Annotated in this window: 8 protein-coding genes and 1 other RNA gene; 8 read left to right on the forward strand and 1 reads right to left on the reverse strand. The window is 61.3% G+C overall.

The window, feature by feature from the left end; genetic code table 11:
* Positions 1-152: 152 nt before the first annotated feature.
* The 6 genes from ACW9JE_RS12465 to ACW9JE_RS12490 all read left to right on the forward strand — a co-directional run bounded on the left by ACW9JE_RS12465 (position 153) and on the right by ACW9JE_RS12490 (position 10,274).
* Positions 153-812, forward strand: coding sequence for a GntR family transcriptional regulator (locus tag ACW9JE_RS12465; RefSeq protein ID WP_224540007.1), 660 nt, complete (start codon positions 153-155; stop codon positions 810-812).
* Positions 813-814: 2 nt separating this feature from the next.
* Positions 815-4,303 (forward strand): chromosome segregation protein SMC, encoded by a 3,489-nt coding sequence (gene smc / locus ACW9JE_RS12470; RefSeq protein WP_224540005.1) that lies wholly within the window; start codon positions 815-817, stop codon positions 4,301-4,303.
* Between the two features lie 214 nt (positions 4,304-4,517).
* The gene (gene zipA, locus ACW9JE_RS12475) at positions 4,518-5,378 is read left to right on the forward strand and encodes a cell division protein ZipA (RefSeq protein ID WP_224540003.1); all 861 of its coding nucleotides are present in this window, start codon (positions 4,518-4,520) and stop codon (positions 5,376-5,378) included.
* A gap of 159 nt (positions 5,379-5,537) precedes the next feature.
* Positions 5,538-7,895 (forward strand): NAD-dependent DNA ligase LigA, encoded by a 2,358-nt coding sequence (gene ligA, locus ACW9JE_RS12480; protein WP_224540001.1) that lies wholly within the window; start codon positions 5,538-5,540, stop codon positions 7,893-7,895.
* A 199-nt stretch (positions 7,896-8,094) separates the two neighbouring features.
* Positions 8,095-8,191, forward strand: an RNA gene (gene ffs, locus ACW9JE_RS12485) — signal recognition particle sRNA small type.
* A gap of 382 nt (positions 8,192-8,573) precedes the next feature.
* Positions 8,574-10,274: a putative bifunctional diguanylate cyclase/phosphodiesterase gene (locus ACW9JE_RS12490; RefSeq protein ID WP_224539999.1), complete on the forward strand. Its 1,701-nt coding sequence runs from the start codon at positions 8,574-8,576 to the stop codon at positions 10,272-10,274.
* A 13-nt stretch (positions 10,275-10,287) separates the two neighbouring features.
* Here ACW9JE_RS12490 and ACW9JE_RS12495 read toward each other — a convergent pair whose 3' ends face one another.
* Entirely contained in the window at positions 10,288-11,028 is a 741-nt protein-coding gene (locus ACW9JE_RS12495) for a substrate-binding periplasmic protein (protein WP_224539997.1), read from the reverse strand.
* 133 nt (positions 11,029-11,161) lie between these two features.
* Here ACW9JE_RS12495 and dnaX point away from each other — a divergent pair, with 133 nt between their 5' ends.
* Together dnaX and ACW9JE_RS12505 are read left to right on the forward strand one after the other, a co-directional pair.
* On the forward strand, positions 11,162-13,261 hold the full coding sequence (gene dnaX / locus ACW9JE_RS12500; protein WP_224539995.1) for a DNA polymerase III subunit gamma/tau: 2,100 nt from the start codon (positions 11,162-11,164) through the stop codon (positions 13,259-13,261).
* 66 nt (positions 13,262-13,327) lie between these two features.
* The gene (locus tag ACW9JE_RS12505; RefSeq protein ID WP_224539993.1) at positions 13,328-13,666 is read left to right on the forward strand and encodes a YbaB/EbfC family nucleoid-associated protein; all 339 of its coding nucleotides are present in this window, start codon (positions 13,328-13,330) and stop codon (positions 13,664-13,666) included.
* Positions 13,667-13,808 lie beyond the last annotated feature (142 nt).

Raw genomic sequence — 13,808 nt, forward strand, 5'->3', positions numbered from 1 at the left:
TCAACGACGGGTTTCCTACAGTATTGACCCACGCGGGACAGGCTGCTTTTTGCTTGAATCGTGCCAAAACCAGCCAGCAGGCACTCCGCCATGCGGTATCAATTGCGCTACACTGCGCCGCTTGTGCAGATCGAAGAGTTTGAAGGACAACCATGACGTTCAAGGCGCCGGACAGCCTCGCCGAGCAAATCGCTCACCACCTCGCCGAACGCATCATTCGCGGTGAAATGAAGCCCGGGGAGCGCATTCAGGAGCTGAGGGTCACGCAGGCGCTCGACGTCAGCCGTGGTTCGGTCCGCGAGGCCTTGCTGATTCTCGAACGTCGTCACCTGATCGCGATCCTGCCGCGCCGCGGCGCCCACGTGACCGAACTCACCGCGCACAAGGTGAGAAGCCTGTGCGCGTTGATGAGCGAGATGTACATCCTGCTGGCCAACGCCGTGGCCACCGGCTGGAAAGTCCAGGCCGACCTTGCGCCATTCGTGCAGATCCAGCAGCGCCTGACCGCCAGCTTCGAGCGTCAGGACATTCACACCTTCGTCGACGAAAGTTTCAGCGTGATGCGCGCCACCTATCCGTTTGCCGACAATCCCTATCTGCAGGAAACCGTCGAAAACCTGCAGCCGGCCATGAGCCGTGCTTATTTCCTGGCCCTCGACCAGCGCAAGGCCTCGATGAGCGAATACCTGGAGCTGTTCGAGCGCCTGCTCGCCGCCGTCATCGCCCGTGATTTCGTACAGATCCGCGACGTACTGACGGCCTATGGCCGGCGCAGTTGCGAGCTGGTGATCTCTGCCCTGACGGATGCATAAGCGTGCGGCTCAAGTGCATCAAGCTGGCGGGATTCAAGTCCTTCGTCGATCCGACCACGGTGAACTTCCCCAGTAACATGGCGGCAGTGGTCGGGCCCAATGGTTGCGGCAAGTCGAACATCATCGACGCCGTTCGCTGGGTTATGGGCGAAAGTTCGGCAAAGAACCTGCGCGGCGAGTCGATGACCGACGTCATCTTCAACGGCTCCACCAGCCGCAAGCCGGTCAGCCAGGCGAGCATCGAGTTGGTGTTCGACAACTCCGACGGCACATTGCTGGGTGAATACGCCGCTTATGCGGAAATTTCCATTCGCCGCAAAGTCACCCGCGACAGCCAGACGACTTATTACCTCAACGGCACCAAGTGCCGTCGCCGCGACATCACCGATATCTTCCTCGGCACCGGCCTGGGTCCGCGCAGCTACTCGATCATCGAGCAGGGCATGATCTCCAAGCTGATCGAGTCCAAGCCTGAAGACCTGCGCAACTTCATCGAAGAAGCCGCAGGCATCTCCAAATACAAGGAGCGCCGGCGCGAGACCGAAAACCGTATCCGCCGCACCCACGAAAACCTAGAGCGACTGACCGACCTGCGCGAAGAGCTCGAACGCCAGCTCGAACGCCTGCACCGTCAGGCCGAGGCGGCGAAGAAGTATCAGGAATACAAGGGCGAGGAGCGCCAGCTCAAGGCGCAACTCTCGGCCCTGCGCTGGCAGGACCTGAACGATCAGGTCGGCCAGCGTGAAGCGATCATCGGCACTCAGGAAATCAGCTTCGAAGCCTTGGTGGCCGAGCAGCGCAACGCCGACGCCAGCATCGAGCGCCTGCGCGATGGGCACCACGATCTGTCCGAGCGCTTCAATCTGGTGCAGGGGCGTTTCTATTCGGTCGGCGGCGACATCGCCCGGGTCGAGCAGAGCATCCAGCACGGGCAGCAGCGTTTGCGCCAGTTGCAGGACGACTTGAAGGAGGCCGAGCGTGCGCGCCTGGAAACCGAGTCGCACCTGGGCCACGACCGCACCTTGCTGCTGACCCTCGGCGAAGAGCTGGACATGCTCACCCCCGAGCAGGAAGTCACCAGCGCCGCCGCCGAAGAGGCCGCCGCCGCGCTGGAGGAATCCGAAACCACCATGCACGGCTGGCAGGAGCAGTGGGACGCCTTCAACCTGACCGCCGCGGAGCCGCGCCGTCAGGCGGAAGTCCAGCAGTCGCGCATCCAGCAGCTGGAAACCAGCCTGGAGCGTCTGGCCGATCGTCAGAAGCGTTTGGGCGAGGAGCGCGAGCTGCTTTCGGCGGACCCGGAAGACGCGGCGATCATGGAACTCAGCGAACAGCTGGAAACCAGTGAAGCGACCCTCGAAGATCTGCAGGCCAGCGAAGAAGCCCAGGTCGAACGCCTTGAGCAACTGCGCCAGCAATTGCAGCAGGCACTGTCGGCGCAGCAACAGGCCCAGGGTGATCTGCAACGGCTCAATGGTCGACTGGCTTCGCTGGAAGCCTTGCAGCAGGCCGCACTCGATCCCGGAACCGGCACCGCTGAATGGCTGCGCGAACAACATCTGGCGGATCGTCCGCGCTTGGCCGAAGGCCTGAAGGTCGAGGCAGGTTGGGAGCTGGCGGTGGAAGCCGTACTGGGCGCCGACCTGCAAGCGGTGCTGGTGGACGATTTCAACGATTTCGATTTGTCCGGTTTTGCCCAAGGCGATCTGCGTTTGCTCAGCCCTTCCAGTGACGGTGTACGCGTGCCGGGCAGCTTGCTGGACAAGGTCGAAGCGCAGATCGATCTGTCGCCGTGGCTGGGGCAGGTCAAGCCGGTGGACAACCTTGAGCAGGCCCTGGCCCTGCGCGGTCAGTTGACCGCCGGGCAAAGCCTGATCAGCCGCGATGGTTACTGGGTCGGACGGCATTTCCTGCGGGTGCGTCGCGCCAGCGAAGCGGAAAGCGGCGTGCTGGCCCGTGGTCAGGAAATCCAGCAATTGAGCCTTGAGCGCGAAGAGCGCGAGGCCACCGTCGAGACGCTGGAAACCCAGCTGCAGAATCTTCGGGCGCAGCAACGTCAGCAGGAAAACGGCCGCGAGCATCTGCGCCGACTGCTGCAAGACGAAGCCCGTCAGCAGGGCGAATTGAAAGCCCAGTTGTCCGCCGGCAAGGCCAAGGCCGAACAATTGAACCTGCGTCGTACTCGCCTCGATGAAGAGATCGCCGAGTTGGGCGAGCAGCGGGAGCTGGAGCACGAACAGATCGGCGAAGCGCGCATCCACTTGCAGGACGCCCTCGACAGCATGGCGCTGGACACCGAGCAGCGCGAATTGCTGCTGGCCCAGCGCGACAGTCTGCGCGAGCGTCTGGACCGGGTGCGCCAGGAAGCCCGCCAGCACAAGGATCACGCCCATCAATTGGCGGTGCGCCTGGGTTCGCTCAAGGCACAGCACGATTCCACGCGTCAGGCGCTGGAACGACTGGAAATGCAGTCCGAGCGCCTGACCGAAAAGCGCGAGCAGTTGAGTCTGAATCTGGAGGAGGGCGAGGCGCCGCTGGAAGAATTGCGTCTGAAGCTCGAAGAATTGCTCGACAAGCGCATGACCGTCGATGAGGAACTCAAGACTGCGCAGATCGCCATGGAAGATGCCGACCGCGAACTGCGTGATGCCGAGAAGCGCCGCAGCCAGGCCGAGCAGCAATCCCAGCTGATCCGCGGTCAGCTGGAACAGCAGCGTATGGACTGGCAGGCCCTGACCGTGCGCCGCAAAGCCTTGCAGGATCAGTTGCTCGAAGACGGTTACGACCTGCACGGCGTGCTCGCCACGCTGACCGCGGAAGCCAGCGAAAAGGTTGCCGAGGAAGAACTCGAGCGCATTGCCGCACGTATCGCGCGCCTGGGTGCGATCAACCTCGCGGCCATCGACGAATACCAGCAACAATCCGAGCGTAAACGTTATCTGGATGCGCAGAACGACGATCTGGTGGAAGCGCTCGAGACGCTGGAAAACGTCATTCGCAAGATCGACAAGGAAACGCGTAACCGCTTCAAAGATACCTTTGATCAGATCAATGGCGGATTACAGGCGCTTTTCCCAAAAGTTTTCGGTGGCGGACGCGCGTATTTGGAACTGACGGGCGAAGATCTACTCGATACAGGGGTGACGATCATGGCGCAGCCGCCCGGAAAGAAGAACAGCACCATCCATTTGCTCTCCGGTGGCGAGAAAGCCCTGACTGCATTGGCCCTGGTTTTTGCGATCTTCAAGTTGAATCCGGCGCCGTTCTGCATGCTCGACGAGGTTGACGCGCCACTGGATGACGCTAACGTTGGACGCTACGCGCGTCTGGTGAAAGAGATGTCGCAGACGGTGCAGTTCATCTATATCACCCACAACAAGATCGCCATGGAAATGGCCGATCAACTGATGGGGGTGACGATGCACGAACCGGGCTGTTCGCGACTGGTGGCGGTGGATGTCGAGGAGGCGATGGCTATGGTGGATGCCTGATTGGCCTTCGGACTTGCTGGCCAATCGACATATTCGCAGTAGCCGCAGTGACAGACGGTGTAAAGTTGCCTTTGGTCGTGCTAGTTTAATGTCAATTTTTCGTATACGTGGGCAAAACGCCTGTCAGAACATAGAGTTGGCGCCACGTTTTAAAGCGGTTTGCAGATTGTAAACCCCTTATTTTTCAGCATTTTTTATAGAGGCACGGGATTACATGGAAATCGGTCTGCGCGAGTGGCTGATCGTCATCGGCATCATTGTCATTGCCGGTATTCTTTTCGATGGCTGGCGCCGTATGCGCGGCGGCAAGGGAAAACTGAAATTCCGTCTTGACCGAAACCTGTCCAACCTGCCGGACGAGGACACCAGCGCCGAGCTGTTGGGCCCGTCCCGCGTACTGGACAACCATAAAGAGCCGCAACTGGACGAGCAGGATCTGCCGTCGGTGAGCATGCCGGCCCGCGAGCCTCGCGAACCCCGCGAATCGGGCTCCAAGCGTGGCAAACGTGGCGGCGAGCCATCCCAGGGCGACCTGAACCTCAACCTCGATCTGGATGGCGGCCCGAGCTTCAGCAGCCGCGACGATGATTACGTTGAAGAGACCAAGGCTTCGCCATCGGCCAGCGACAAGGAACAACCTCAGGCTGAAGAAGTGCTGGTGATCAGCGTGATCTGCCGCGACGCCGCCGGTTTCAAAGGCCCGGCATTGCTGCAGAACATTCTGGAAAGCGGTCTGCGTTTCGGCGAGATGGACATCTTCCACCGCCACGAAAGCATGGCGGGCAACGGCGAGGTCTGGTTCTCCATGGCCAACGCGGTCAAGCCAGGCGTATTCGATCTGGACGACATCGACCACTTCAGCACCCCGGCGGTGAGCTTCTTCCTCGGTCTGCCAGGCCCGCGTCATCCGAAACAGGCTTTCGACGTGATGGTGGCCGCGGCACGCAAACTGTCCCAGGAGCTGAACGGCGAACTGAAGGACGACCAGCGCAGCGTACTGACCGCCCAGACCATCGAACACTACCGTCAGCGCATCGTCGAATTCGAACGCCGCGCCCTGACTCAGAAACGTTGATCAGGATCGCGCCACGCGACCTGTACCTGTAAGAGCCGAGCTTGCTCGCGATGGCGTCCGCGAGATCGCCATCGCCGGCAAGCCGGCTCCTACAATAGGTTTACCGCATCAACAGATTGAGCAGCTACGGCTGCTCTTTTGCTTTATGAGAGATCACCCATGACTGCCGCCAAAGACCGCATTCTAGAGCTGCGTGCCGAGCTGGACCTGCACAACTATCGCTATCACGTGCTGGACGAGCCGAGCATCCCGGACGCCGAGTACGATCGGTTGTTCAAGGAACTCAAGGCTCTCGAGGCCGAGCATCCGGAGCTGATCACCGCCGACTCGCCAACCCAGCGAGTCGGCAGCGCGGCGTTGTCGGCGTTCACCCAGGTGCGTCACGAAGTGCCGATGCTCAGTCTGGGCAACGCCTTCGAAGAAACCGACATGCGCGAATTCGATCGCCGGGTCACCGAAGGCCTGGATCTGCCGGCTGGTGATCTGTTCGGTGGCGGCGCGGCGGTGCAATACAGTTGCGAACCCAAGCTCGATGGCCTGGCGGTCAGCCTGTTGTATCAGGACGGTATGCTGGTGCGCGGCGCGACTCGCGGTGACGGCACCACCGGCGAAGACATCAGCGTCAACGTGCGCACGGTGCGCAACATCCCGCTCAAGTTGCACGGCACTGGCTGGCCGGCGACTCTGGAAGTGCGCGGCGAAGTGTTCATGTCCAAGGCCGGATTCGAGCGGCTCAACGCCAGCCAGCTGGAAGTCGGCGGCAAGACCTTCGCCAACCCGCGCAACGCGGCGGCGGGCAGCTTGCGCCAACTGGATTCGAAGATCACCGCCAACCGGCCGCTGGAATTCTGCTGCTACGGTATCGGCCAGGTGTCCGCGGACATCGCCGATACGCACATCGGCAACCTGCAACAGCTCAAGGCCTGGGGCATGCCGATCAGCCACGAGTTGAAACTGGCGAACGGTATCGATGAATGCCTGGACTACTACCGCGACATCGGCGAGCGCCGCAACGCGCTGCCCTATGAAATCGACGGCGTGGTGTTCAAGGTCAACAGCATCGCCTCGCAGCGCGAACTGGGTTTCCGCGCTCGCGAACCGCGCTGGGCCATCGCCCACAAATTCCCGGCCATGGAAGAGCTCACCGAACTGCTCGATGTGGAGTTCCAGGTCGGACGTACCGGCGCCGTCACCCCGGTGGCGCGCCTCAAACCGGTCAAGGTTGCGGGCGTCACCGTGGCCAATGCCACCTTGCACAACATGGATGAAGTGGCGCGCCTGGGCCTGATGATCGGCGATACCGTGATCATTCGCCGCGCGGGTGACGTGATTCCGCAAGTGGTGCAAGTGGTCACCGAGCGTCGCCCGGACGATGCCCGGCCGGTGCACATCCCGGAAAAGTGCCCGGTGTGCGGCTCCCATGTCGAACGCACGCAACTGATCAAACGCAGCAAGGGCCGCGAGACGGTCAGCGAGGGCGCGGTGTATCGCTGCGTCGGTCGACTGGCCTGCGGCGCGCAGCTCAAGCAGGCAATCATTCACTTCGTTTCCCGCCGGGCGATGGATATCGAAGGCCTGGGCGAGAAGAGCGTCGAGCAATTGGTGGATGAAGGCCTGGTGAATTCGCCGGCCGACCTGTATGCCCTGACCTTCGAACAAGTGGTGGATCTGGAAGGTTTCGCCGAGCTGTCGAGCCGCAACCTTCTAAGCGCCATCGAAGACAGCAAGAAACCGGGGCTGGCGCGCTTCATCTACGCCCTGGGGATTCCCGATGTCGGCGAGGAAACGGCCAAGGTGCTGGCGCGTTCCCTGGGTTCGCTGGAGCGGGTGCAGAAAGCCCTGCCGCAAGTGCTGACCTACCTGCCGGACGTCGGGCTGGAAGTTGCGCACGAGATCCACAGTTTCTTCGAGGATTCGCACAACCAGCAGGTGATCGCCGATCTGCTCAAGCACGGCATGCAGATTCAGGATCAGGGCGAGCTGGGCGCGGAGTTTGCCGCCAGCACCACCCTGGGCGGTTTCCTCGACAAACTGCACATTCCTTCAGTTGGGCCGGGCGGGGCGCAGAAACTCGCCGACCGGTTCGGTTCGCTGCAGGCGGTGGTCGACGCCGACTGGCTGGACATGCGCCAGACCTTGCCGGAGAAACAGGCCAACTCGGTTCGTGAGTTTTTCGCCATCGAGGAAAATCGCCTGCAGGCGGTCGAGGCGGAAAAACAACTGGCTGATTTCGGCATGCACTGGCAGAGCGAAAAGAAAGTCGTCGAAGGCTTGCCGCTGACCGGCCAGACCTGGGTGCTGACCGGCTCCCTGGAGCTGATGAGCCGCGATGTGGCCAAGGACAAGCTGGAAAGCCTGGGTGCCAAAGTGGCGGGTTCCGTGTCGGCCAAGACCCATTGCGTGGTGGCGGGGCCGGGGGCGGGTTCCAAGTTGGCCAAGGCCAATGAGTTGGGGCTGAAGGTGTTGGATGAAGAGGCGTTCGTCGATTTCCTGAAGGAGCACGGCATCACCGTCTGACATCAAAAGATCGCAGCCTGCGGCAGCTCCTACAGGGGAATGCGCTCCAATGAAGCAACTGCCGCAGGTTGCGATCTTTTACGTTTCGCATGTCCTTGAAGCACCTCATGTTTTTTAATCCGCGCCAACGGTTGTAACTTCGTCTCAGATAGGTACAATGGCGCGGCTCGCCGTCAGGTGAGCATCGTTATGGTGACCCCATCGGTCCCCCCGCAACGATTACCCGTGAACCTGGTCAGAGCCGGAAGGCAGCAGCCACAGCGGGAACATTGTGTGCCGGGGTGTGGCTGGTGGGGTTGCCACCTTAACGACTCCGCGAGTGCTCTCTCGCGTCATTTCCCTCGAATACTTCGATTTTGCTGCCATGGCCCTCGTCCATAGCGGTGTTTGTTCGTCTGCGCTTCAAGCATCGAAACGACGTCCAATTCCATTCCGAATCAACACCTTAACGAGATTTCCCTGCATCTGCGGGTGAGAGCCGTTTTCGCCTTTTCTTGCAAAATGTGACGCATCTCGTAGAATCGCCGCCCCAAATGGGTAGTTAATGGCCTGTTCCCGGAAGTTCGAAAAACAATAGAAGCCAGCATGGCGTTCGCTTAACCGCGTTTCGAGAGTCTCTGGGCGGCCTGCTGCCTGACGGGCTTGCACCGCCAATGCCAGCGACAGCGAGTCTGACTCATGGATGAGAAGTACCGCAGGGCCGTGGATGCCGCCGCGATTTTTTCCGAGACCGATCCCACCGGCCGGATTACCCACGTCAATGATCAATTCTGTGCAGTTTCCGGCTACAGTCGCGAAGAGCTGCTCGGGCAAAACCATCGCCTTCTCAATTCCGGCACGCATTCGGCGGATTTTTTCGACGGGATGTGGCACACCATCTCTTCGGGCAATGTCTGGAAGGGCGAGATCTGCAATCGCGCGAAAGACGGCAGCCTGTATTGGGTAGAGAGCACCGTGGTGCCCGTCCTCGACAAGGCCACGGGGCGGGTCGAGCGTTATCTGTCGATCCGTTTCGATATCAGCGAAAAGCGTGAACTGCTGCATACCTTGCAATGGCGGGTAGGGCACGACGTGCTGACCGGTTTGCCCAATCGGGCATTCCTCTCGGATCTGCTGGACCAGGCTTTGGAATTCTCCAGGGTCAAAGGCACCCCGTTGGCGGTGTGCATGCTCGACCTAGATGGCTTCAAGGCGGTCAACGATGGCTATGGGCATGCCATGGGCGATCTTCTATTGGTGGAGGTTGCCAAACGATTGCGTGGCATCCTGCGTGGCGAAGACGTGGTGGCGCGGCTGGCTGGTGACGAGTTCGTGCTGGTGCTGCGGCATGTGCGGGATGTGCCGGAGTTGCGCGCCGCTTTGGACCGGGTACTGGAAGCGATTTCGTTACCGTACTCACTCGCCGGCAAGGACATCCATGTGTTCGCCAGCATCGGCGTCACCTTATTCCCCCACGACAATGAAGACGCCGAAACCCTGCTGCGCCATGCCGATCAGGCGATGTACGTGGCCAAGCAGAGCGGTCGCAAGCGCTTTCATTTGTTCGATGTGTCCCGGGATCAGGAGGTCAAGGCCACCTACCAGACCGTCGAACAGGTGCGCCAGGCGCTGGCGGGCGACGAGTTGCATCTGCACTTTCAGCCCAAGATCAACATGCGCAGCGGTGAAGTCGTGGGGTTCGAGGCGCTGCTGCGTTGGGACCATCCGCAAAAGGGCACGGTGCCTGCCAGGGAATTTCTGCCGCTGGTCGAGGAAACCGATCTGATCGTCGATATCGGCGACTGGGTGATGAATCAGGTGCTGACCCAGCTGGATCAATGGCAGCAGGCCGGGCATGACTGGCCGGTGAGCGTGAACATCGCGGCGCGGCATTTCCAGCGCACGGACTTTGTCGAACGCCTGAAAACCGTGCTGGCGCGACACACCAACGTCGACCCGCAGCGGCTGGATCTGGAGATCGTCGAGGCGGTCGCCATCGAGAATATTCAGCACGTCAGCGATTGCCTGCGGGACTGTCAGGCGCTGGGGGTGCAGTTTTCGCTGGGGGATTTCGGCACCGGATACTCGTCCCTGAGCTACCTCAAGCGCCTGCCGACCCAGGCCATCAAGATCGACAAGTCCTTCGTGCGCGACATCCTGCATGACCGCGATGACCTTGCCCTGACCACCGCGGTGATCGGCCTGGCCCGAGCGTTCGGTAGGCAAGTGATTGCCGAGGGGCTGGAAAGTGCCGAGCACGGCGAGTTGCTTTTGCGATTGGGCTGCGAAGTGGCCCAGGGTTACTTCATCGCCCAGCCGATGCCGCCTTCGGCAGTGCCGGACTGGGTGGCGGGGTTTGTCGCGCCATCGCAGTGGCGGCAGATTGATCAGGTTGTCTGAAACCCACAAGGTGCTACGGCTTGCCGCCGATATACAACCGGATGATGTCATCAATCTCCCCGGACGTTTTCATCCGCACCAGCGTGCGCAGAATCCGTTGCGCCGGCACATCCGGATCATTGCGCACGAAGCAGCCCAGGCTTTGCTCCTGCAGCACCGCCACGCCTTGCAGCTGCCGATCCGGTAACAAGCGCTGATTGAACCAGTCCAGCGTCCATTGATTGCTGACGGCGTATTGATTGCGGCCGGCCAGGAGTTTTTCCAGCACCAGTTCCTGATTGCGAGCGTCGTCGCGCAGCAGCTGATTGGCGTCGAACAGCGGTTGCAGGGTCGGGTAGCTGTAGCCGAGCACGGTGCCGATGGTCTGGCGTGGCAGGCTTGCCGGGATCACCGAGGTCTGTGGGGCAGGGCGGCTGACCAGCAGGTCGGGCTGGGTCCAGAGCGGGACGCTCCATAGATAGTTGTCGGGCAGGTTCGGCAGCCAGGATTGTGCGACGTAGCAGCGAACATCGATCTCGTTGTGTTCCATGGCAATCTGTACCCGGCTGCGGGGCAACACATGAAATTGCGCGGGTACGCCGACCTGAGTCGCGAGGCTGAGCATCACGTCGTACAGGATGCCCTGGGTCGGCCGGCCGTGGTCCAGTTGCACCAGCGGCATCGCCCAACTGTCGGACACCGCAAAGCGCAGCGGCGCCTCGGCAGCGAATCCGTTCAGGCTGATCGACAGCAGTGCCCCCATGGCCAGCCGCATAAACGCTCCGCTACTTTTGATAAAAAGCTCCCGAAATGCAGCTTATCCAGATTAGACGAGTACACCGGATGCAATTTTGCCCTTGCTCCGCTAGCATTAGCCGCTTCCGCTTCTATCGCCGCGATGGTTTTCGATGAGTTATCAGGTTCTTGCACGTAAATGGCGTCCGCGCTCGTTCCGCGAAATGGTCGGCCAGACCCATGTGCTCAAAGCTCTGATCAATGCCTTGGACAGCCAGCGCCTGCACCACGCCTACCTGTTCACCGGTACGCGCGGGGTCGGCAAGACCACCATCGCGCGGATCATCGCCAAATGCCTGAACTGTGAAACCGGTATTACTTCTTCGCCTTGCGGCGAGTGTTCGGTGTGCCGCGAGATCGATGAGGGCCGCTTCGTCGACCTGATCGAGATCGACGCCGCCAGCCGCACCAAGGTCGAGGACACCCGCGAACTGCTCGACAACGTGCAATATGCTCCGAGCCGTGGGCGCTTCAAGGTCTACCTGATCGACGAAGTGCACATGCTCTCCAGCCATTCCTTCAATGCGCTGCTCAAAACCCTCGAAGAACCGCCACCCTACGTCAAGTTCATCCTGGCCACCACTGATCCGCAGAAACTTCCTGCAACGATTCTCTCGCGGTGCCTGCAGTTCTCTCTGAAAAACATGACACCCGAGCGTGTGGTCGAGCATTTGACCCACGTGCTGGGCGTCGAGAACGTGCCGTTCGAAGACGATGCACTGTGGCTGCTGGGTCGCGCCGCCGACGGTTCGATGCGCGATGCCATGAGCCTGACCGACCAGGCGATCGCCTTCGGTGAAGGCAAAGTCCTTGCCGCCGATGTGCGGGCGATGCTCGGCACCCTCGATCACGGCCAGGTTTATGACGTCCTGCATGCGCTGATCGAAGGCGATGCCAAGGCCCTGCTCGAAGCGGTGCGCCATTTGGCCGAACAAGGCCCGGACTGGAACGGTGTGCTCTCGGAAATTCTCAACGTGCTGCACCGTGTCGCCATCGCCCAGGCCCTGCCGGATGGCGTCGACAACGGTCACGGCGATCGCGACCGGGTGCTGGCGCTGGCCCAGGCGCTGCCAGCCGAAGACGTGCAGTTCTATTACCAGATGGGCCTGATCGGTCGTCGCGACCTGCCTCTGGCGCCGGACCCGCGGGGCGGCTTCGAAATGGTGCTGCTGCGGATGCTCGCCTTCCGGCCTGCCGATAGCGCGGATGCACCAAGGCAAGCGCTAAAGCCAGTGGGGATCAGCCAGGCCACAGTTGATTCCGCGAAAGCAGTGGCTGCCGCGCCGGTTGCTGCTCCGGTAGTCGCTGCGGCAGTGGCGCCGGTCGCCGCGCCGCCGGTTGCGGCTCCAGCGCCTGCTCCGGAACCTGAACCTGAACCTGAACTCGTTGCACCGGTCGTCGTACCCGAACCAGTAGTGGAAGCGGCGGTCGCCGAAGAGGTGATCGACCTGCCGTGGAATGATCCGGTCGAGCCAGAGCCTGAGCCGGAACCCGCCCAGCAACCCGCCGTTGAGCCGCTGCTGGACACTGTCAGCGAGCAGCCCGAGTTGCCGCCGGTGATGGCGCCAACGCCTGATAGCGTGGTCCCGGACGCACCAGAGTGGGCCGCCGCGCCTATTCCGGAGCCGACCGTCGCCGAAGTCGATGCCGCCACACCGGGCATGGACCTGGACGACGAGCCGCCGCTGGACGAGGATTACATCGAGCCGGACATGGATTCGGCCTACAGCTACCTCGATGAGCTGGCCAGCGAACATACCGCCGAACCTGCGCCCGAGCCTGAACCCGAGCCCGCCGCCGCGCCGGCCACCGGTCTGGCCCTGCAATGGCTGGAGCTGTTCCCGAAATTGCCGATCTCCGGCATGACCGGCAGCATCGCCGCCAACTGCACGCTGATCGCGGTGGATGGCGATAATTGGCTGCTGCACCTCGATCCGGCCCACAGTGCGCTGTTCAACGCCACGCAGCAGCGTCGCCTGAACGATGCGTTGAATCAGTTTCACGGACGTACCCTGACGCTGACCATGGAGCTGATCAAGCCCGAGCAGGAAACCCCGGCCCAGGCGGCGTCGCGCCGGCGTGCAGACCGTCAGCGCGAGGCCGAGGAATCGATCCACGGTGATCCGTTCATCCAGCAAATGATGCAGCAGTTCGGTGCGGTGATCCGTAACGATACTATTGAACCTGTCGAAGCCCTGGTCAGTCAGGGCTAATAACTGAAGGCGTCCGGCCGATAGCGCCGGGCGACGTTTAAATCCGGTACTTTTGAGGTGATTCCCATGATGAAAGGTGGCATGGCCGGCCTGATGAAGCAGGCGCAGCAGATGCAGGAAAAAATGGCCAAGATGCAGGAAGAGCTGGCCAACGCCGAAGTCACCGGCCGCGCCGGTGGCGATATGGTCACCCTGGTGATGACCGGTCGTCACGATGTGAAGAGCATCAGCATCGACCCGAGTCTGGTCGAAGGCCTGAGCGAAGACGACAAGGAAATGCTGGAAGCCGTTATCGCCGCAGCCTTCAACGACGCCGTGCGCAAGATCGAAGCCAACAGCCAGGACAAGATGTCTGGCATGACCGCTGGCATGCAACTGCCACCGGGCATGAAACTGCCATTCTGATTCGCCGTCGGGCGTCGGATGAGCTACAAAAAATGCCAGGCATTGCGCCTGGCATTTTTGTTTTTGTCCGTCAGGCATGCAGTGCCCGTGGCATTGCTATCGCGAGCAGGCTCGCTCCCACAGTTGACCGAATCCTCATGTG

This window comes from Pseudomonas sp. SDO55104_S430 (assembly GCF_054070595.1).